Origin of the sequence: Flavobacterium calami, assembly GCF_038290035.1 — a bacterium.
GTDB classification, from domain to species: domain Bacteria; phylum Bacteroidota; class Bacteroidia; order Flavobacteriales; family Flavobacteriaceae; genus Flavobacterium; species Flavobacterium calami.
Genome location: NZ_JBBYHS010000001.1, coordinates 213,173 through 234,554 on the forward strand (window position 1 = coordinate 213,173; position 21,382 = coordinate 234,554).

Consider the following 21,382-nt stretch of genomic DNA (forward strand, 5'->3'; position numbering starts at 1 on the left):
TTGAGGTTTTGGTCAAATTAAAGTTAGGAAAATTTAAGGATTTATTCGCTCGATCTGATTCGTTTTTAAGCTAATCTTAAAATGATCTGAAGGTTTACTGTTCATTGTTTTCAGAAATATTTTAGCCCATAAAGCCAGTTTTTCATTATCAGATTTTTCTAATTGTTCACAGACTATCTGATACTGTTTGAGTCTTTTCGGGCCTATTTCTGGTTTCGCCAGTTCATCAGCGTTTTTCAATCGGTAAAAATCGAAAATCATATCAAAACCAGACCAGGATTCAAAATCTTTTGTGGTTAAGGAACTAGCTTTAATCACTGCATCAACTGCTGCATTGTTTTTATTTATATGCAAAAAATCCTTTCCTGAAAGCTTTAAAAGTGATGCAGAAAATTCAACCGGAAAATCTTCAGGTAAAAAACGAAGCCTCACTAATTCCTTTAAATGCCAATTTATAAAGTCTTTATAATCTTGAGCTTTCAGAATTTCTTTATTCCAAATTTTAGGGCTTTTTATATTTTCCAGATGAAGGTACTCCTGATTATAAAAAGGAAACAAACTATTAAACTTAGAAACCTTATGAATTACTACGGTTTCTACTTCAAGAACTGCATCCGGATGAATGGTAAGAATTTTATAAGCCGGCATATAAGCCGCCAATGAAGGAGTCTGGATATTGAACAATGTATTTCCCTTTGCTGTAGTTCGCACCGCAGTATCGTTAATGTGCATGTGTCCGCCAAAATGAATCTGAATTCCTGCATCAGCAAATGTTTGGGCTACCTCTTCATTTGGAACTCTTGACAATTGCATTTTATTGGAGCCAAAAAGCAATTTTAATTCAGGTGAAGCATCATCATTAAAATCAATCATTGGGTAATGACTAAAGGCTATTAAGGTTTTTCCTTTTTGTTTTGCTTCTGTAGCAACCTTTTTTACCCAGTCTATCAAATGTTGTTTATAAACGAGTACATTATTATAACCAATACTGGCACCTGAAAAGTCATGAGGATTATTAGGCAGTCCAGATAATTTTTCATTCGGAACATAAGCATTGGCATCTATGGCCAGAAGCCACACTCCTTTTACAGGTTCAACGAGATAACTCGCATCAGGAAGAAATAAATTGGTGTTTTTTACAGAATAAGTTCTTTTTTCTAAATCCGATTCGGCTAAAGCTTTTTCATAGCTGTAGTTTTCGTAGTTATAATCAGAAAATGGCGTTTCCCAATACAAATAGTTTTTTTGTGGAAAGAATCCAAAAGTATGCATTTCATTCAGGGTTTCCTTGTAGCCCCAGTTTTTGATATCAGCAGTGATAACGGGTTCTAACTGATTTTCATGTTTAGGAAGATTGTTTTTTGAACTGCTGATAATTTGCTCTTTACCATCTTTTCCTAAAAAATCGGTTTTATAGGCTTCCTGAGCAAAAGGTTTTACAGCATCGTGATTTCCGGTAGTTACAAAAAATGACATGCCGTATTTTTTAGAATACTCATCAAGTATTTTTCTCAAACCTCTCACATGAACCGGCTGCCCATCATCACTAAAATCTCCCGGAAGTACAACCTGTTTAATTCCTCTTTTCGAAATGTCATTTAAGGCTTCCAAAAAGGCAAAATAATTCTCATTGAATATTCGGGTTGAATGCAATTGCGAATTCATAGTTCTAATATTGGCATACTCACCGGTTACAGGATTTGGAATTCCCTGATAATTATTGTCTTCAAATTTCGCAAAAATATCCTGTAAATGAGCATCGGCAATAAAAGCGATCTGAACATTTTTTGTTTTTGTCTGTTGCGATTTACAAGCAGACAATGAAAGGAAAAAAAATATAAAAACAGATATTCTTAGCATATAACTTTTTTTATTTGACACATAGAAACATAGATTTTGCAAACTTAATAAAGGCGTTTCACAAATTTTAAAAACACATCATTGGCAATATTAAAAAGTCAGGCTGAGCGGAGTCGAAGCCCCTTGATTATGAAAGCCTTCGACTCCGCTCAGGATGAAACCTCTAAATCGTATATATTTTTTCAAAACGTTTCTTACTTACCTTCTATTTCAAGTTTTTGTCCTAATAACTGATTTTCCAGCGTTGCTGAAATCACATTTTTGAAAACAATCTGTTTATGCTTTGCTTCAGGAAGATTTATTTCCTGCATCTTTACATTTTGGACATCATCAAATACAAATGCAGGCCTGAAATCAGAATTATCTAATGTGAGTTTGATATTTTTCATAGTTATTCCACTGGCATGTCTTACATAAAAACCATAAGCCGGCAATTCTCCAAACATAGAAAATTCTGGATAATCCTGAGCTGCTTCGGGAACATGATACAATCGGTTTAATGAAATATACGCCATTCCTTTTGAGGCTCTTCCGGGATAATTAATTTCGATGTTTTCTAAAACTACATTTTCAATATTATGCCCTTTCAAACCCACAATTGATGATGGAAAAGGATTATGGAAGAAATCGACTTCGGGTCCTCTCAGGTCATAATCGCTGTCGGGACGTCCGAAGGGTACTTGTACTTTTATGTTTTTTATAGTAACATTTTTTATAGTTCCGGGTTTGTCGCCTGTTCGCTGTCCTAAACGTATAAAAATAGCATTGCCTGTATTCACTGCATTTATGTTTGAAACTTCAATGTTTTCTATAAAAGCACCGTCAACAGATTCTATCGCAATGGCAGAACGAAACGTATCATAAACCTTAATATCTCTAATGGTAACGTTTTTGAATCCGCCAAAAGAAGCGGTACCGAATTTTACAGCACTGGCACTGGATCTGATGGTACAATTGGCAATATAAACCGAATCATTATAAAATCCGGGATAGTATGATTTTAAACAGATTCCATCATCGGCAGCGTTGATATCGCAGTTAGTAACTTTGACATTTTTACAATCTGTAATATCTATTCCGTCATTGTTCCAGTACGAGCGGTTTACTATTTTGAGATTATCCAGAACGAGGTTGTTGCATAATTCAAAAGATAATCCCCAACAGGAGGCTTCTCCTGCTTTCAATCCTTCAATTGTAATATTTTCACATTGGGAAAAACGAAATAGTTTTGGCCTCATGGTTTCGTTTGGCCTGTTTCTGCGAAGGCTGTATTTAGGATCTACAGCGATACCGGCATGATGAAGACTGTCAATATTCAAAGCCAGTTGCAATCCCTGACCATCTATTGTTCCTTTACCTTTTAGTGAAATGTTTTTGGCTTTATGAGCAATAATCAAAGCCATTTGGGAGTTGTCGTCTTTTTTAGGAGAATCAGGTCTTCCTTCAAAAGACATATTAGGATAATCTTTCGGATTTGTACTTCCCAGCAATACCGACCCTTCTTCAAAATACAAGGTTACATTGCTTTTTAGAATAATACTTCCAGATAAAAAATTCCCCTTGGGAAAAACTACACGACCTCCTTTATTTTTAAAAGCGGCGTCAATTGCTTTTTGGATTGCAATGGTATTAATCGTTTTTCCGTCTGCTTTGGAACCATAGCTGGTGATTAGAAAATCCTTTTGAGTTTTTTGTGCGTTCGATTCAAAACCAAATACAAAAAGATTGATTATTACGGTAATAAAAAACAGTTTTAGTTTAATTTTTGACATTTTTATTCTTTTAGAACTAATACCCGTCAAACAAAAAAAATTAAACTAAAACTGCTTGTGAAAAATAAAGAAATCTTACTTTTTAATGTAAGCTTCTAATTTATCTAAAGTGTTAAGTTCTGTCTCTCTTGCGCAAGAGGATATAATTTTTGTTTCTAAGTATTTTGCTGGTTTAGAAATTAACAAATATTGTGTTCCATCGTCATTCGTTTTTACATAATCTTTAGGATTGTACATGATGGCAGCTCCAACTTCAACAATTTCTGCAGCTACATCTTCAGGATGTTTTCCCCATACAGCGATGTAATTTGCTCCTTTTTTAACTCCGAAATCTTTAAAATAATTGACTCCCGTAACAAATTGTACTTTTTCTCCATTTAAGCTAAAAGCTTCCACTTTTGCCTCTCTTTTTCCTGAAAATACAGTTACACGAACCATAATATCTACTTTTTTTCCTTTGTATGGCACTCCTTTTGAAATCATTTCCATCCATGAAGTCGTATCTGTTTTTCCAACACGAGCCAAACGGTTTGTTACCGGGTTCAACGGAACTACTTTTTCACCGTCCCAAAGCTTTACACCACCTAAACCACTAGTTGCTGCTACTTTATAATAATCAGCTCCCCATCCTTCTTTTTGCTGCTCAGGAGTTGGGTACCAATTAGCTTTTTTCAGTTCTAAACCTGCTTTTGCTTTATTGTACACATCAATAGCTACTTTATCGCTAAAATAGATTCTCAATGCCATCCACTCGTTTTCAATTGCCGGTCCGTGATGCCCGATTGTTTTGTACAAATCTCCCGATTCTGAACCAATATCTGTTAAATACGTTATTTTATCAGACTTCATATACAAACTGGTGTCTGTATTATTTTGTGCAAAACCAATACAGCAAAACAGCAAAGCAGCTAAAAATGATAATTTCATAATTTCAATTATTTATAAGATTAATTTAATTTCCGTAAAAATAAAACAACCTTTCAATAATACCGCAACATTTTTTATAATATTAACGGGTTATGAAATTAAAAGCTACCGTCCGGCTGAGTGCATCGGCTTTGCTCAGGATAAACTCAGTCGGAGCCTTTAGGTTTCATAAGCCTTCGACTCCGCTTAGGATGACATTTATTTTCAATTAGATTTATGAGATTACCATTTTATGATGAAATGGCGTAAATCCTGTAATATAAACATGCTCACCGTTTGTTCGCAAACTTCCCTGATGATACGTATACTCCTCACTATCCAGATTTTCTATGTTTAAATGTTCGCATTTTCCGGGACCAAATTGTATGCTGTCTGATCCTACGGAGAGTTCTCCCTGTCCGGATTTCAGAAAATAATTCTTTTTTTTATCTAATGTTGCTCCGGTTATATTGCTTCCTTCTTTAAAACACATTTCTATGGTTACTTCTATGTTTGGAGGACCGTCTACTTTAAAATCAAGACTTAATGTACCGTTCTCTTCTGTAATTTCAATTACTGTGGTCTGAGTTTTTACATTGCTTTTTATTCGTGAATCAAAATCCATTTTATTCCAGAAACGTCCATCCGGAGATTCAGATAATTTGTAATCGCCATCTGCTTTTCGAAATTCTTCAGCAAGTGGCTGATAGTAATCGGCTTCTTTGGTTTCCTTCAGTATGTATTTATTTCCTTCTTTTACAATTCCGTCACTGCTGAAATAACCCATCCTGAAAAACGAGGTAGAAAGACGCATAAATTTTAGTATGGCCTCCCCTTTTCGATACATTAAAAAATTCGGATTCGAAGATCTTCCTGAAACAATCATGACTGGTTTGTCATTTCCTCCAAATAAGGTTACTGAAGTTTTGCCACGTCTGATTCTCGCTAAATTTGAAATCCCAAAAAACTTCTCAAAATCATTTGCTACGGTTCCAGTAACAGGAATTTGTTTTCTGAGATCTTCATTTTCCATAAAAAAGGCCAGTGAACCTGACAAAATATCTGTGGCAAAAGCAGGAAGATTTTCAATCAGATTTGTCATGTGCACAAACATTGGATTTTTTGTACGGATTGCCATGTAGCGGTATTGCAGATAAAAGTTCGTCACCTTTAAATCCATAAACTGATCCTGCCTTTTTGAATCAACCGTAACCAGATCACCGTTTGGTTCTGTGTAATAAAAATAGGTTGTCAGGTTTTTATTTACTATCTCTAATAACTCCGGCCTGTTTAACAATCGGGACATCGTAATTAATGCCTTATCAATAACGGCAGAGTAAATCCCACTTCGTTCAGCATAATGTCCGTCTTCATTCATATAAATTCCTTCTGCCAGCCATTCATCAATTCTTTTCACATATTTTGTGTCTGGATACAATGAATTTATACTGGCCAAAGCTGCGCAAATAACCCATCTGTGGTTTGGCGTATGAACACCTCCCGTAACCATCGCTTCGCCTGCATTTAAAATAAATTTTTTCAATTTATCCTTTAATTGAACTAAATCAGCTTGTCTATTATTTTTTAATATTGCTGCTGCCGGACAAATATATTCCAGAATAAAGGCTGTATCTGGTGGTGATTGCCTGTTACCTCCGGCATCCAACGTACCATCACTATATTGTTCTTTTAACAATATATCAATAGCATCATTTAGTTTTTCAGCAAGAATTTTAGATTTATAAAATTCTGATTGCGGATTAGATATTGATGCCGTCATTGTGGTTATAGAACCCGCAATTCCGCGATAACTGTTTAATTTGACTGGCGGATCAACAGAAATTTTATTTAAGATGCTTTTAACTTTGGCATCATTACTCAAAATGAGTTTTTTCATCAATTCAGCATCTTCTTTCACAGAAATACTTTCTGAAAAAAAATCATTTGCAAAAACAACATTACTGGCAAAAACTCCTGCCAGCGAAAGGCCTCCAAGCCTGATAAATTCTCCACGGCTCATCTGATGTTTCATATTGCTATTTTTTACTGATTCAACTTTGTGATTTTGGTTTGTAATATTGAAAAATGATATAGTTCTAAGCCAATTAGGTTTTTACAAGAAGCTTTCAACAATAAAGAGGCTTCGACTAATTTTAGCCTGAGCGAAGTCGAATGGACTCAGCCTGACACCTGTTTTCATTTTTACTAACAAATTATGATCTAAACTACTTATCTACTATTTTTACTAATGTCCAGTTGATGCCCAACGGATTTTTGGTTATTTTACAGATTAAAGGGTACTCGGGATTTTTTACGATCCACATTTCGGTTTCATCAATCTGTGCAATTACATGGAGTGCATCTACTGATTTTCCTTCAATGATTACATTGTTTTGCTCCTTATTCTGATCCAGCACATACGTTGTATTGTTGTAAACGAATTTGTTGTTTTTTACTAAATCCTGATAGGCTGATTGTGAAATCATGAAAAAAGTTTCATTTGGTTTTAAATTCAAAACCGGGGCATATTCTCCCTGATTATAACTTAATGCATTGCCGTTTTTTAATGCCTCATTCTTAGTGACAATATTGCTGTTTACATCTCTTGTATCCAAATTGAATACAAGCGCATCAGCCGTGATTTTAGAAGTCAGCGATAAAGTTCTCGTCTGACCGTGCAGTTTACAGATGTAATGCAGTTCGGTATTATTTTTTATTGTGGGAATAAAATCTTGTGCTGAAACCAGCTGAAATATTCCACAAAAAAGAATGGTTAAAATTGTATTTTTCATCTTGGCTTATTTTTTTGGTGGCAAAATAGTGGTTCCCCAGACAGAAGGTTTTGAATCCATTTCGTAAATCAATTCACCTCCCTTAGCAATATCTTCGTGAGAAATCCAGGCTTTGTTGTATGGCTGCCCGTTTAAAAAAGCGGTTTTGATATATTTATTCTTTTCAGTCATTTTTTTTGTAGTAATCTTAAAGGTTTTGCCTTCTTCTAACTGTAAAGTGACTTCCTTAACTAATGGTGTATTCAGTAAATAATAAGGCTGACCGGCATTTGGATACAATCCCATTATGTGAAAAGCCAGCCACGAAGACATAGCACCCGAATCGTCATTACCCGGTAAGCCTTCGTGTGATGTATTGAAATTGTCTTTTATAATCGTTCTGATCCGGTCACTGCTCAAATGCGGTTTTCCGATCCAGTGGTACATTGTAGGTGCCAAAAATGAAGGTTCATTCGACACATCATACAATTTGGCATCAAAAAAAGTATCCAGTCTGTTTTTAAAAGCCGTGTCACCACCTGATCTGCGAATCACTTCAGGAAGATCATGCGGAACACTTAACGAATATTCCCAGGAAGTTCCTTCATAAAAAAACACACACCAATGGCAAACGTACCATGGAGATTCTGTAATTACCGGAGTATACTTATAAGTTGGTTTCTGAATTTTTGATTCCCCGAAAACAACATCATCCAGCCAGTTTCCGGAAGCGTCTTTTGGCATAATAAAACCTTTTGCCCCGTTATTTTCATAATCTGAACGCCATAAATTCTGCCAGTTATCAGCCTGTTTGATATACTGATTGTAGATTTCGGTATGATTTAAACCTTTGGCAACTGTAGCAATATTATAGTCGTTGTAAGCATAATCTATAGTACGGTTTCCGGCACGATCTGTCCCAAACGGTACATAACCTAAGCGCAAATAATCCAATAAACCGCCCCTTCCTTCTCGCTCTTCATTTCCACCGGGCGGTATTGTAGCATCTTTAAGCATTGCTTTTAATGCGAGTTCATAATCTATTCCTTTTAAGTTTTTTACGAATGCATCAGCAAGGACAGTTTCGGCATTCGACCCTCCTTGTGTTCTGCCGTTATCATTTCCGCTTCGTCCTTCCGGTAAATAACCTTCACGTTTGTAAATGTTCAGCATTGCATTGACAATTTCTACCTGACGTTTCGGATCAATAAGCGTAATTAACGGACTAGAACTTCTGAACGTATCCCAGATACAGTAAAAATCATCGTAATACGGTTCATCATTCGTCCATAAAGGATTTTCTCCGGTTCGGTCAACAGGCATAATCATAGTGTGATACAAACCAGTATAAAACATCTTTTTATAATCTACAGAAGTATCCGGAGAAAGCTGGATACGGCTTAGTAACTGCTCCCATTTGTTTTCTAAGGATGACAAAACCGTGTTGAAATTCCAATGCGGAATTTCGGTTTCAATATTGTTTTTTGCTTTTAATTCGCTTAAAAAAGAGATTCCAATTTTTACATTGAGTTCCTGTTTTCCGGCTGCTCCAAAAGAAACCAAAGCAGCTGTTTTTTTGCCTGAATCAAACTGAGCCGGTTGATTATTATAAAATTTTCCATCTTTCCAGGTAACGTATTTTGCAATCGGCTGATCGAAAGTCGCCCAAAAGTAGACCGTATACGCGCGTCCGTTATTCCAGCCGCCTCTGATTCTGCTGTAGCCTCTCACTTCAGTATCTGAAACAATCTCAATTTGAGAACCGACAAACTGCTGGGCTTCCCTTGCATCTGGTTCCGGAGATTCTCCCAGAAAAAATCCCGGATCAATTTTTAAATCTTTTGTTGCATTTTTTGGATAGGTAATTCTGTAAAAAGAAACTTTTTCGGCAGTTGTGATTTCAGTTTTAATCTGATTTTCTTTAAAAACCGTTTCATAATAGCCCAGTTTTACATTTTCTTCAATCCTGTGTGAACTCTGATCTAATTTATCCAAAGGACCTGAAAAAGGCATTATCTGAATATTTCCGTACTTAGGACCACCACCTGTTCCACTCACATGAACCTGACTAAATCCGGTTACTTCTTTTGGTAATGGCAGCCAGCCACTGTTGGGGCTAACTGTACAATCCGGACTAGGTTTTACCATTCCGTAAGGGCATGAAGGACCTATAAAAACACGGCCAACACCTTCAGAACCAATCATAGGATCTACATAATTATGAACCGTTTTCTGGGCATAATTTGTTAACGTGCAACATAATGATATTCCTAAAAAAATGATCGTTTTAGTAGCTATTTTCATTGCTCATTTTATTTCTTTAATAATCTGTTTTAAAATGGATGTCATGCTGAAATCTTCTTAGTAACGAGCATTCGACTCCGCTCTGGATGACAACAGTTTCTAATATTACTGTTTAGAATTATTAGACATCTCTAAAGTCAATTTTCCTCCGTTTGTAACTGCGCTGTGAGAAATAGTCTGTTTTTCTACCGCTGTATTATTATATTTTATTCCGTTAATATAAATATTTTCTGCACTGTTGTTTGGTGCTTCAATAACAAAATTTTTTCCTTTATAATAGTTCGGATTTAGTTGAATGGATACTTTAGTAAATATAGGGCTTCCTATATGATATTCAGCTTCTTTGTCTGTTCCTCCATTTAGTTGAAATAAACCAATTTTAAGCAAAACATTCAGACTTCCCATTAACCCCTGATCCTCGTCTCCATTGTAACCTGTAGCCGGAGATAATCCGCTGAAGGTTTCTTTTACTACACTTCTTGTCCAGTATTGTGTCAGATCCGGTCTTCCTAATGCATTAAAGATAAAAGAAGTTTGTATAGAAGGCTGGTTTCCGAAATTGATTGGAATACGACTGAACTCCGGATGCAATTCGGCATCATGTGAAGTTCCTGATGTAAATTTCAAGTCTTTTGCCGTTTCAAATTGTTTGTTCAGTTTTTCAGCGGCTTTTTCCTTTCCTCCCATCAATGTAGCCAAACCTTCAATATCATGAGGTACAAACCATGTAGATTGTGCTCCGTTTGATTCTATAAAACCGTTTTCGTATTTGTATGGGTCGAAATTTTCGAGCCATTTTCCTTCTACATTTTTTGGTCGCATCCAGTCTACGCTTTTGTCAAACACATTTTGGTAGTTTTTGGATCTGACCATAAAATAATCATAATCTTCCTGATGGTTTAATTTCTTCGCCAATTGTGCCAGCGCCCAGTCCTGATAAGCATATTCTAAGGTCTGACTGGCTCCGTCCTGATGACTTCCAAAATTGCCTTCTGGAATTGGATACGGAACAAAACCTTTTTCCAGATAATATTTTAATCCTCCGCCCAGATTCGTATTATGCTCATAACCTGCTTTCCCCATGATACCGTTGAGCATATGATTTTTTTTCAGGGCAGCATAAATAGCTTCCAGATCATCTTTTACAATCCCTTTCTGAATGGCTGTAACAATAAAAGGTGTCGTTGAAGCCCCAGTCATCACATACGTATCATTTCCTCCCGAAGGACCGCGCGGAATCATGCCTCCATCTTTATAATATTGCATTAAAGAATGAACAAATTCGTTCATAATTTCAGGATAAACCAGTCCCCATAGTGTATTTATTGTCCACTGAGCTCCCCAGAAAGCATCTGAATTGTAATGATTGAATTTTGGTTTCCCGTTAGCATCAAGCGGTAATTGTCCTATTCTGAATTTCTCTCCGGTATTATCAGGATAAGCACCGTTTGCATCACTAATCATTTTTCTTCCCTGCAAAGCGTGCCAGAGATCTGTATAAAATCGCCTTTGATCGGTTTCGGTACCACCTTCGACTTGTATTCTGCCCAGTAAACTATTCCATTCGTTTTTTGAATCAGAAACTGTTTTATCAAAATTCCAGTGAGGTAACTCCTGTTGCATATTGTTTGTTGCATTTTCAACCGAAGTGTATGAAATAGCCGCTTTCATCAGTACTTTATCTTTGACTTTGTCAAAATTTACCAGATAATTTCCAGTCGCTTTATTTCGCTCAACTGAAGAAACAGCTTCGTTAAATTTAATTTTAAAATATACTGTTAACGGTTTTGGGCGTCTGAAATTGGTACTTAAAACCAGTGATCCTGAAAGTTCATAATCATTATTTTTTTCAAGTGTCCCATTGGTATTTTCACAAGGCCCCAAAATGGTGTTTAGATTAAACAGAATCGCTTTACGGGCATTTGCAGGAAATGTATATTGATGGAAACCAACTCTTCTGGTACTGGTTAGTTCTGCTCTTATTTGATACCTGTCAAGTACTACGGAATGATAACCTGGAAATATTTTTTCAGATTCATGACTAAATTTAGAATAAAAATCTGAAAAGATATTTGCACTATTTTCCGCTGTAAGGGTTACAGGCATTACTGAAAGCGCAGACAGTTGCCATTCATGAACATGGCTAAAACCTCTTATGGTATCGGTAGTATATTTGTAACCGCCTCCCCAGTCTCCTTTGATTTCGGTATCCGGATTTAGATTTACCATACCAAACGGACGGCTTGCAGATGAAAAGTAAAACCATCTTGAATTTTCTGTATCAAGCAAAGGATAAACCATATCTGCGAACTCCTTTTTTTGAGAAGGAGCACTTTTTTCAGCTTTGCACGACACTAAAAGAATAAGAGCTAAACTTATTGCGATGCTTCCTGTTATATAAAATTTATTGAGTCTCATCTATTATAAGGTATTGGCAGGTCTTTTTAAATGTTTGATTTTGCGGAGTTTATTGTGTAAATTCCAATTTGAAAAATTCTAAATTTTAACAAGTTATTTATTGTTATTTTTTTAGTTAAAAAAAATACACAAAGAGTATCCTATGTTCCCGGATGAGAATATGCATTATCTGATCAATCCAAAAATCATTTTTTAATAAAAAGGAGAAGAAACATTTATCTTCTCCTTTTTTGAATTAAATATAGTTTTTGGTTTATGTTTTTAATTAGTATATCCGTCGTTTTGGGTCAATGCCGGATTTAAAACTCTTGCATTTGTAGGTATCGGGAAAATTCTGCGATATGTATCAGCATTTGTTTTGAAACCCCATGATCCTTCGTATTTTCCAAAACGGATCATATCATTTCTATGCCATGCTTCCTGTGCAAACTCGCGGCTTCTTTCTTTATAAAGGTCTTCTAAAGTTACACTTGTCCATGCTGCAGAAGTAGTACGGTTAGAACGAACCATATTTACTAATGAAACTGCAGTATGTCCTAAAGTCTCATTTCCTCCGCGCAAAATTGCTTCAGCTTTCATTAACAATATATCTGAATAACGTAAAAATGGTACGTCATTATTTTGATTACGGCTTGTAGAAGTAGCATCCGGGTAAAATTTAATATTTCTGTATCCCATGTTCCATGCAATTTCATCATTTCCTAAATCAAACAAAGTAACACTTTGACGAAGAACGATATCCGGTGTTAAATCTACCTGATAAGTATAAGACGCACTACCGTCTGCACCCGTGTAGAACTGATCGTATCCTTTTTTGGTAGTAGTTACCCTTACAGGTGTAACTCCATCATTCATAAACTGTAAACCAGTAAGCCATTGCTTGTTACGAATGTCATTCGGATCATTAAAGTTTGCATAAAATTCAGGTATAGTACTTCTCGGTGCACTAGGTGTAAATGGCAGCCCAAATTTAGCTCTTTCAGAACGCGGAACGTCATAACGCGCATGATACATTTGTCCGTTGTAACCTACGGTTACAGCAGAAGGATCATAAGGAACAGCGAAAATGAATTCCTTCATTTGCGGACCATTGTTTGGATAAAACATTTGAAGATAACTCGCTCTTGGTTCAATAGTATACAATCCTGATTTGATAACTTCATCACAAACTGCAATACACTCATTATAACGTGATGTACCTGTATATACCTGAGCATTCAGATACAATTTGGCAAGCAATGCATTTGCTGTTTGCTGGTTTGGTCTTCCGTAAGTTGTAACTCCAGAAGCCGGATTTAGATTAGGCAGTGCTTTTTTCAGTTCTTTTTCAATGAATTCAAAAACTACTTTTCTGTCTGATTTCGGGCGTGCTGTAAAATCTCCGTAAACCGTATCCAATGGCACGCCACCAAAATTGTCCATCAGCATAAAATAAGAGATGGCACGCATCGTTTTTAATTCGGCAATCATAGTCGATTTACTTGCTCCTTCCGGCATTGCCTGATTCAGGATTGAAATTGCCTGATTACTGGTACCTATTACCTTAGACGACCAGTCCCAAAGACTTCCTATGATACCATTATCGGCATTCCAGTCATGATAATGCATCGCAATATAATTCCTGTTATCAAACCAGTTTCCTCCTCTTGCAGGCATAATGGCTTCATCTGTAGTTAAAGATTGTGACCACCACCATGAGAATGAAAAATCACCTCTAAAAGCTACATAAACAGGTCCAGCTGTCTGGATATATTGTGTTTCGTTTTGCGGAAATACATCCGGAGTAAGTTGTGTTTCAATTGGAACATCCAGATCACTGCAGGAAGATAATAAGCCAGCTACAAGTAATGGAAGTCCTAAATATTTTAATATCTTTTTCATAATTTTTACAATTTAATTTTAGAATACCACATTTAAACCAAACAAGAAAGTTCTTGTTTTTGGATAGAAATTATTTGAATCTACACCTGGAGCGGTTCCTCCCTGTTCTACTTCCGGATCAATTCCTGAATATTTAGTAATTACAAAAAGATTGTTTACGGTTTCGTAAATGCGAAGTTTCTTGATGTACTTACCTACTTTACCAAAATCATATCCTAAAGTCAGGTTGTCCAGTCTTAAATAACTTCCGTCTTCAATAAATCGGGTTGAATATTTATAAGAATTCAAATCATTTGGCGATTCATTTGCAGCATCTACCAAAATATTGGTTGTCATAGCAGTACTTGGTCTGAACAAATCTGCACGGGTTGCATTGAAAATTTTATTGCCAAACACTCCTCTGAAAAAGATATTCAAATCGAATTTTTTGTAGGTAAAATTGTTATCCCATCCTAATAAAAATTTAGGCTGTGCACTTCCTGCATAATGGTAATCTGTACCAATAGCCGGTGTAGTTGTTAAACTTCCGTCTTTTGCAACATATTGAGAAACGCCTGCTGAATTCTTTCCTGCATATTTCAATGTAAAAAATTGCCCAAGAGGTTTTCCTTCTTTAAAAATCTGCAAAGTACTTCCTGTTTGTCCCGCACCTTCCGGCTGTACTCTACGAATTGAATCTCCACCTATGAAATATGGGTTTGTCAGTTTAGTTATCTCATTTTTATTGTGAGAACCATTCAAATTGGTTGTCCAGCTGAAATTCTTAGTTTTAATGGCATTAATGTTCAAACCAACCTCAATACCTTTATTAGACATATTACCACCATTGGCAACAATTGTTCCTACTGGTACCAATACCGGATTTACAGAATAGTTAAAGATCATATCTGTCGTTTTCTTATCGTATAAATCAACAGAACCGGATACTCTTCCTTTTAAAATTGTAAAGTCAAGACCAATGTTTGCAGTAGCTGTTTTTTCCCATTTTAAGTCCGGGTTAGCTGCCTGATTAGGGCCGTAAGCACCTACCTGCTGACCATTGTAATAAAATGTTCCCAGACTTCCTGAGATAAACTGCGCTGTGTAAGCATTAAATCCGGAAGAGTTACCTGTTTCACCATAACTTGCACGAAGTTTTAAATCGGTAAAAATTCCCTGGTTTTTCATAAAACCTTCCTTATCAATTCTCCATGCACCACCTACAGAAGGGAAATATCCCCAGCGATTATTTTCTCCGAACACAGAACCTCCGTCTCTTCTTAATGTTCCCTGAAGAAGGTATTTGTCTTTATAATTGTAATTAAAACGACCGAAATAAGAAATTAAACGTTTTTTCTGATACGCTTTACTGTCTCCAAAATTCACTACATAACCATTAACAGAAGTGTAGTTACTCAAAGCAAGATTGTTATATCCTACATTATCAACAGGGAAATTGGTTGTAGTAGCCTGAAAACCATCACCCAAGACATCTTCCTGCCATGAGTATCCAAGAACCGCTTTGATTTTGTGATCACCAAATTCTCTGTCCCAGTTTAAGAAACTCTCAATAATTGTATTGCTGTTTTGATATGAACTTCTTAAAGCAGATCCGTTTACACCGAAATTCATTAATGTTTTGGTTAATGGCGGATCTGGGTTATTGTAGAAATTCGCACTATTATATTTTTGATAGTAGCTGTCATAAAACTCACCATGCAATGAATTTAACTGTTGGTATGATAAGTTTAAGTTATAAGAGAATCCAAAAGGAAGTTTTACCTCTGTAGTAAAGCTACCCACAAAATTATTTGTTTTAGTATCATCATCTCCATGAGCGATCATGGCAACAGGGTTAAAATAACTTGTCTGAATAAAGTTCTCAAAATAAGATCCGTCTTCATTTTTAACCGGAGAAACCGGAAGGTGGCTTACTGCCTGCAAAAGCACTGTGTTACGCTGAGGCACATTAGCATACTTACTGTTTGAATTGGTTACATTCAGTCCAAATTTAACTTTATCATCAAATGCAAATTGTTCAACAGCTAAGTGTGCAATCAATCTTGAAAAGTTATTGCCTAAAAGAACTCCTTCTTTATTAATGGTAGAAATACTTGCAAAATAGTTACCGTGTTCTCCACCACCACTCATCGAAAGGTTATGGCTGCTTGACAAAGCTCCGTTATCTCTCAAAACTGCTTTTTGCCAGTCTGTATCTGCTCCTTTGTCATTTTCAGGAGTAAAATTCAGATTGTTTTTACTTGTAAAATCTCTAAGCTGTTTAGCATTCATCATATTAAGCTGGTTAGACACATATTCTTTACCAAAATAATTGCTGTAGCTAATCTGGGTTTTATCCTTACCACCTCTTTTTGTTGTCACCATGATAACCCCGTTTGCAGCACGGTTACCATAAATTGCTGTAGCAGCTGCATCTTTAAGTACATCAATTGTAACGATATCCTCTGGCGCAATGATAGAAATATCAACACCAGGAATTCCGTCTACTACATAGAAAGGCCCCTGAGAACTATTTAAGGTAGAAGCTCCACGCAAAACTACTGATGATTGTTTAGTAGGGTCACCACTGCTGGAAACATTCAAACCTGCTACTTTACCCTGAAGTAACTGACCAACATCACTGATTACTCCATTATTCAATTGATCTGCTTTTACAGAAGTTACGGCTGTTGTCAAATTTTTACGGGATCCTTTACCATAACCTACTACAACAACCTGCTCTAAAGCTGTAGTTGCAGAAGCCAGTCTAATTGTAAAATTTGTTTTTGACCCATCTAATTTGACTGTCTGATCTGTAAATCCGATGAAAGAAACCACTAGGGTTGCGTTTGGATTTGAAACAGACATTTTGAATTTTCCGTCAAAATCTGTTACTACACTATGGGTAGTACCTTTTTCAAGAATATTAGCCGCGGGCAAGGGTAAATTCTTTTCATCTAAAATTACACCGGACACTTCTGTTTTTTGTGCCCATGAATTAATTGAAAGACCTAAAAAGAAGGCTAACAATAAAAGTTTTAATTTTTCCATACTCAGTATTAGTTAATTGGTTAAATAGTTTAGACGAAATTACTTTTAATGTTTTTTTAAGAAATGGACATCTTATTCATAAACATGGATTTTTTTGTTAGCACCAGTAAAATCAAGGGTTTACAAAGAACGTGTTTTAAAATTCTATAACTAAAGTCTTATTAATATATCCATCTTACGAAAGCTTCCATGGCTGCATAATGAGATAATCCTAGTTGATGATATAAATCTGCAGTCTCTCTGTTCCTGTCTTCTGCACGCTGCCAAAATTCCCTGCTGTCAGAACCCTGAAAAACAACTCCATCCTTTTGTGACTGGTGTTTAAAAATTGCTTTTCTTTTTTCAAGTACCTGATCCGGTCCCATTGGTACAGCCATTTCAATTTCATCAATTCCCCACTCCTGCCATGCACCTCTGTACAACCAAACCCAGCAGTCTTTCATGAAATCTTTTGACTTTAATCTTTTCACCGCTTCAAAAACAGCATCCAGACATACTTTGTGAGTACCATGTGGATCTGCTAAATCTCCTGCAGCATAAATCTGATGAGGCTGTATCTTCTCAATCAAATCCATTGTGATCTGAATATCCTCTTCTCCCAATGGTTTTTTCTCAATTGTACCGGTTTCATAAAACGGAAGTTCCATAAAATGAATCTGGCTGTCCGGCAATCCCACAAAGTAACACGTAGCCTGAGCTTCTCCTTTTCGGATTAATCCTTTAATGTTTCGTACTTCCGGAATATCAATTTCACTGTTCTTTTTATTTTGTAGAAATCGCAGCGATTCTTTGTAAATGTTATCGGCTTCAGCACTTTTGATTCCGAATTTATCATTGTAGTCGCAAACAAAGCTGGCAAATCGTAAGGCTTCATCATCAGCAACTGCAATATTTCCGGAAGTCTGATACCCTATATGTACTTCGTGCCCCTGCTCGTGCAAACGTTTGAAGGTTCCTCCCATACTTATAATATCATCATCTGGATGCGGACTAAAAATAAGGACACGTTTTTTGGCTGGTTCTGCTCGTTCCGGTCTTTTACTGTCGTCTGCATTTGGTTTTCCGCCTGGCCATCCGGTAATGGTGTTTTGAAGTTTATTGAAAATCTGAATATTGATATCGTACGCAGGACCTAAGTCTGCAAGCAAATCACTCATTCCGTTTTCAATATAATCGGCATCTGTCAGCATCAGGATTGGTTTTTTCAGATGCAGCGCCAGGCCTAAAACTGCTTTTCGAATAAGATTCTCTGTCCAGTTTACATTTTCAACCAGCCAAGGCGTATTAATTCGTGTTAATTTTGAAGCAGCAGCTTTGTCCAGCACAAAAGTAGTATTGCTGTGTTCCTGTAAAAAAGAAGCCGGTACCAAGTTGGTGACCGACCCTTCAACTGAAGCTTTGATGATATTTGATTTTCCTTCGCCCCAAGCCAATAATATTACTCTTTTGGCTTCCATGATTTTTTTAACACCCAAAGTAATTGCTGTTCTTGGAGTATTATTTAAACCTGAAAAATCGTTGCTAGCGGCTACTCGGGTAATATGATCCAGAGCGACCAAGCGGGTTTTTGAATTTTGAAGCGAACCCGATTCATTAAACCCGATGTGTCCGTTACCTCCAATTCCTAAAACCTGTAAATCGATACCGCCCAATGCTTCAATTTTGGCTTCATAATTGGCACAATAATCCCCAATGGCTTCTTTTGATAAAGTACCATCCGGAATATGAATGTTCTCTGGCAAAATATCGACATGATTGAATAATAATTCTTTCATAAACCGTACGTAACTGTTTATCGAATCCGGTTCCATTGGGTAATATTCATCCAGATTGAATGAAACTACATTTTTAAAACTCAATCCTTCTTCTTTATGAAGCCTGACCAGTTCTGCATATAAACTCTTAGGGCTGGATCCTGTTGCTAAACCCAATACACATAACTGATTTTGAGCCTGCTTTTCTCTAATTAAACCTGCTATTTCATTGGCTACTGATTTAGAAGCTATTACTGAATTTTCATAAACCACAGTACCAATATTCTCAAATCGCTTTTCAAAGCTTGTCGCTTTGTCTATACTGCTTTTTAACATTGCTTTTATTTTTTATAGTTAGTATAATTTTCTAATACATTTCTTTGCTTTCGCACCATTTTTCTTCCCATTGTTTTATTGATGCTCTTACTTGTGCTTCATCAAAAAGCGTGTTGTTAATGACAGATTCTCTTTGCGCCTGTAAAAACATTTTCCACCTTGGCCAGTAAAAATCTTTGTACATGCCTTTCCAGGCTCTGGATGCGTAATCATTTAAATGTCCTTCTCCGCCCCATAATGTTATCAAGGATTTTGCATTTTTTAAATATAATTTTGAGCTCTCAGGTGTCTCCCCATAATCCCAAGCCGATTTCAGCCAGTAATTCAGGTTGTTTAAAGGCTGACCTGACATCATAGCATCAATATCCAAAGCCTGTTTTTCAATCTCTTTAAATAAATCATCTCCTTTTTTGATGTCTTTAGCTTCATAAGCTGCAACACATTCCATTAGTAAATCATCAATACATAAAGAATAATATTGCCTTGAAAAATCTATTAAGTCATAATGATAAAGATTCTTTTTATCGAAATTTTTAGCTTCTTTTTTCAAAAGATCAATCGCCAGTTTTAGTTTTTCTTTGTCTCCCGGATTTCCTTTAAATTCTGTTACTTTTAGTGTAGGTCTTTTGAAAAACAGATAAGCCCCCGCCCAGTCATTCCACCAGCGGGTTTCCCAGTATTTAGTACTGTATACAGCTTCTGTTGCCAGTTGCCATCCTTCCAAAACTTTGTCAGGTGTTTTTCCGTATCTTGCTTTCAGATGTTTTTTTTGCCATTCATCTACAGATTCTTTTCCTTGTGTCCATGGAAGATCGTAAATATATTCGTAAACTATTGAGTTATTATTCAACCCTTCAGGCATTACACCATAACCCACAATGTTTCCTTTATTCGGGTTTTCCAGTAAGCTTATGAGTTCTTTTCTGTAAAAATTTAAATCTCCATAAACTGGATTGGATCCTCCATAATTATGTACGTAACCGTAAGACCATTGTTTGCCGTAAAAAGCTTCCTGATTTTCCCAGACCTTATATCGGTCGTTTGCATAATCCTGAACAATCATTCGGTCTTTTGGCACTTTACTCAGAAAAGCTTTTGTAGCTTCCTTAGTCCAAAATTCTTTGTTATCTCCAAAAAGCCATCCCTGCATTACCCATGTTGCACCCGGTGAAGCTTCATTAATTGTTTCAAAAATAGTATTGCCATAATCTGATAGCTCTTCATATTTATGTTCTTCAGAAACTGGTGGTGTTATTTCGTTAAAGGAATCTGCCAGATAAAAATCAGACTGTCCGTATGTTTTTGTGTAAATTTCAATAAAACGTTTTCCGATTTCTTTAAACAAAGGATCATTAGGATCTAACAGATAAGTACTTTCAAACCCTCCTCCTGACCATGATTTTAATTCGCTTATTTTTGAATTGGGATGCTGTTCTGCAAATGCTTTTGGTACATAACCACTAAAAGCCGGTACAACAGGATGCATGCCCAAAGCTCTCATCTTTTGTAAAATTTTCTTCTGAACTTCTTTCTTTTTATTGATCCATTCCTGAGGCAGAGGTCCGTCAAGGCTGTTTATGTTGCCCATTCGCTGCCATGGTAAAAAAGCAGGACCTGTAAAATGTGCCTGTAACTGGCTATCTGTTAGACCGTATTCTTTCCATAATTCCTGCCAGACAGCTTCCTGTCCTTCCAGAGCTGTAGGCAGATTAATTCCGTGAAGCGCCATCCAGTCAATTTCCTGTTCCCAGCGTTTCCAGTCCCACCAGGGCGTGGTATACCCAAAAGTACAGGCATTAATGTATTTTCTGTATTTAAAAGGAGTAGATTGTTTTTTTGAATATGCAGGCCATGTTTTAGGCAAATTGATTCTGCTGCCTTCCCAACTAACCGAAGATGCTCCAATATCCCTAAGAAAGGTATAAGCCGCATAACAAACCGCAGTATTAGATGTCCCGCTAATTTTTACCTTGTTTCCTGTGGTTTCGACTTCAAACGAATCTGAATTTTGATTTTGATTTTCAATAATATGTAAATCAAACTCTTTTGCACGGTTACCAATTAGCCTTTCAATTACGATTAAAGCACTTTTTGTATTGTCTGCATTCTGACAATATACTTTAGATCCCAAAAGAAACAACATTACCAAAATCAGTATCACATCATTTATTAAGGAATAGTCGTTTTTAATTTCCAAACACTCACTTTTCATAAAAATACCTATTTATTAAATTAACACAATTTATTTTCTTAAAAACACTTACGTAAAAAAATAGGGAGATTAATCAATTAATCTCCCTTCAAATCAACTTAAAAACTAACACAAAATCTAAGCTCAACATTCTCAATG

At 36.2% G+C, this 21,382-nt stretch carries 11 protein-coding genes; all 11 read right to left on the minus strand.

Features of this window, described 5'->3' with window-relative positions:
* Positions 1-33: 33 nt before the first annotated feature.
* The 11 genes from AAEO57_RS00750 to AAEO57_RS00800 all read right to left on the minus strand — a co-directional run bounded on the left by AAEO57_RS00750 (position 34) and on the right by AAEO57_RS00800 (position 21,244).
* Positions 34-1,860 (minus strand): metallophosphoesterase family protein, encoded by a 1,827-nt coding sequence (locus tag AAEO57_RS00750; RefSeq protein ID WP_341688481.1) that lies wholly within the window; start codon positions 1,858-1,860, stop codon positions 34-36.
* 194 nt (positions 1,861-2,054) lie between these two features.
* Positions 2,055-3,632: a glycoside hydrolase family 28 protein gene (locus AAEO57_RS00755; RefSeq protein WP_341688483.1), complete on the minus strand. Its 1,578-nt coding sequence runs from the start codon at positions 3,630-3,632 to the stop codon at positions 2,055-2,057.
* Between the two features lie 75 nt (positions 3,633-3,707).
* Entirely contained in the window at positions 3,708-4,559 is an 852-nt protein-coding gene (locus AAEO57_RS00760; protein ID WP_341688485.1) for a DUF4861 family protein, read from the minus strand.
* A gap of 214 nt (positions 4,560-4,773) precedes the next feature.
* A complete protein-coding gene (locus AAEO57_RS00765) occupies positions 4,774-6,570 on the minus strand; it encodes a hypothetical protein (RefSeq protein ID WP_341688487.1) in 1,797 nt (598 codons plus the stop codon).
* Positions 6,571-6,763: 193 nt separating this feature from the next.
* Positions 6,764-7,330 (minus strand): hypothetical protein, encoded by a 567-nt coding sequence (locus AAEO57_RS00770; protein ID WP_341688489.1) that lies wholly within the window; start codon positions 7,328-7,330, stop codon positions 6,764-6,766.
* A gap of 6 nt (positions 7,331-7,336) precedes the next feature.
* Complete coding sequence (locus AAEO57_RS00775) at positions 7,337-9,613, minus strand: GH92 family glycosyl hydrolase (protein ID WP_341688491.1); 2,277 nt, start codon at positions 9,611-9,613, stop codon at positions 7,337-7,339.
* A 105-nt stretch (positions 9,614-9,718) separates the two neighbouring features.
* Positions 9,719-12,031 carry a GH92 family glycosyl hydrolase gene (locus AAEO57_RS00780; protein ID WP_341688493.1) on the minus strand — a complete coding sequence of 771 codons (2,313 nt, stop codon included), beginning with the start codon at positions 12,029-12,031 and terminating at the stop codon, positions 9,719-9,721.
* A 261-nt stretch (positions 12,032-12,292) separates the two neighbouring features.
* The gene (locus tag AAEO57_RS00785; RefSeq protein WP_341688494.1) at positions 12,293-13,912 is read right to left on the minus strand and encodes a RagB/SusD family nutrient uptake outer membrane protein; all 1,620 of its coding nucleotides are present in this window, start codon (positions 13,910-13,912) and stop codon (positions 12,293-12,295) included.
* Positions 13,913-13,930: 18 nt separating this feature from the next.
* Positions 13,931-16,942 carry a SusC/RagA family TonB-linked outer membrane protein gene (locus AAEO57_RS00790; protein ID WP_341688496.1) on the minus strand — a complete coding sequence of 1,004 codons (3,012 nt, stop codon included), beginning with the start codon at positions 16,940-16,942 and terminating at the stop codon, positions 13,931-13,933.
* A 161-nt stretch (positions 16,943-17,103) separates the two neighbouring features.
* Positions 17,104-19,032, minus strand: a complete 1,929-nt coding sequence (gene nagB, locus AAEO57_RS00795; protein WP_341688498.1) for a glucosamine-6-phosphate deaminase — start codon at positions 19,030-19,032, stop codon at positions 17,104-17,106.
* A gap of 31 nt (positions 19,033-19,063) precedes the next feature.
* A complete protein-coding gene (locus tag AAEO57_RS00800) occupies positions 19,064-21,244 on the minus strand; it encodes an alpha-N-acetylglucosaminidase (protein WP_341688500.1) in 2,181 nt (726 codons plus the stop codon).
* Between the last annotated feature and the right edge of the window lie 138 nt (positions 21,245-21,382).

Excerpts from the sequence above, each read along its gene's own strand:
- AAEO57_RS00750 (WP_341688481.1), bottom strand. The coding sequence starts at position 1,860 with ATGCTAAGAATATCTGTTTTTATATTTTTTTTCCTTTCATTGTCTGCT.
- AAEO57_RS00755 (WP_341688483.1), bottom strand. The coding sequence starts at position 3,632 with ATGTCAAAAATTAAACTAAAACTGTTTTTTATTACCGTAATAATCAAT.
- AAEO57_RS00760 (WP_341688485.1), bottom strand. The coding sequence starts at position 4,559 with ATGAAATTATCATTTTTAGCTGCTTTGCTGTTTTGCTGTATTGGTTTT.
- AAEO57_RS00765 (WP_341688487.1), bottom strand. The coding sequence starts at position 6,570 with ATGAAACATCAGATGAGCCGTGGAGAATTTATCAGGCTTGGAGGCCTT.
- AAEO57_RS00770 (WP_341688489.1), bottom strand. The coding sequence starts at position 7,330 with ATGAAAAATACAATTTTAACCATTCTTTTTTGTGGAATATTTCAGCTG.
- AAEO57_RS00775 (WP_341688491.1), bottom strand. The coding sequence starts at position 9,613 with ATGAAAATAGCTACTAAAACGATCATTTTTTTAGGAATATCATTATGT.
- AAEO57_RS00780 (WP_341688493.1), bottom strand. The coding sequence starts at position 12,031 with ATGAGACTCAATAAATTTTATATAACAGGAAGCATCGCAATAAGTTTA.
- AAEO57_RS00785 (WP_341688494.1), bottom strand. The coding sequence starts at position 13,912 with ATGAAAAAGATATTAAAATATTTAGGACTTCCATTACTTGTAGCTGGC.
- AAEO57_RS00790 (WP_341688496.1), bottom strand. The coding sequence starts at position 16,942 with ATGGAAAAATTAAAACTTTTATTGTTAGCCTTCTTTTTAGGTCTTTCA.
- nagB (WP_341688498.1), bottom strand. The coding sequence starts at position 19,032 with ATGTTAAAAAGCAGTATAGACAAAGCGACAAGCTTTGAAAAGCGATTT.
- AAEO57_RS00800 (WP_341688500.1), bottom strand. The coding sequence starts at position 21,244 with ATGAAAAGTGAGTGTTTGGAAATTAAAAACGACTATTCCTTAATAAAT.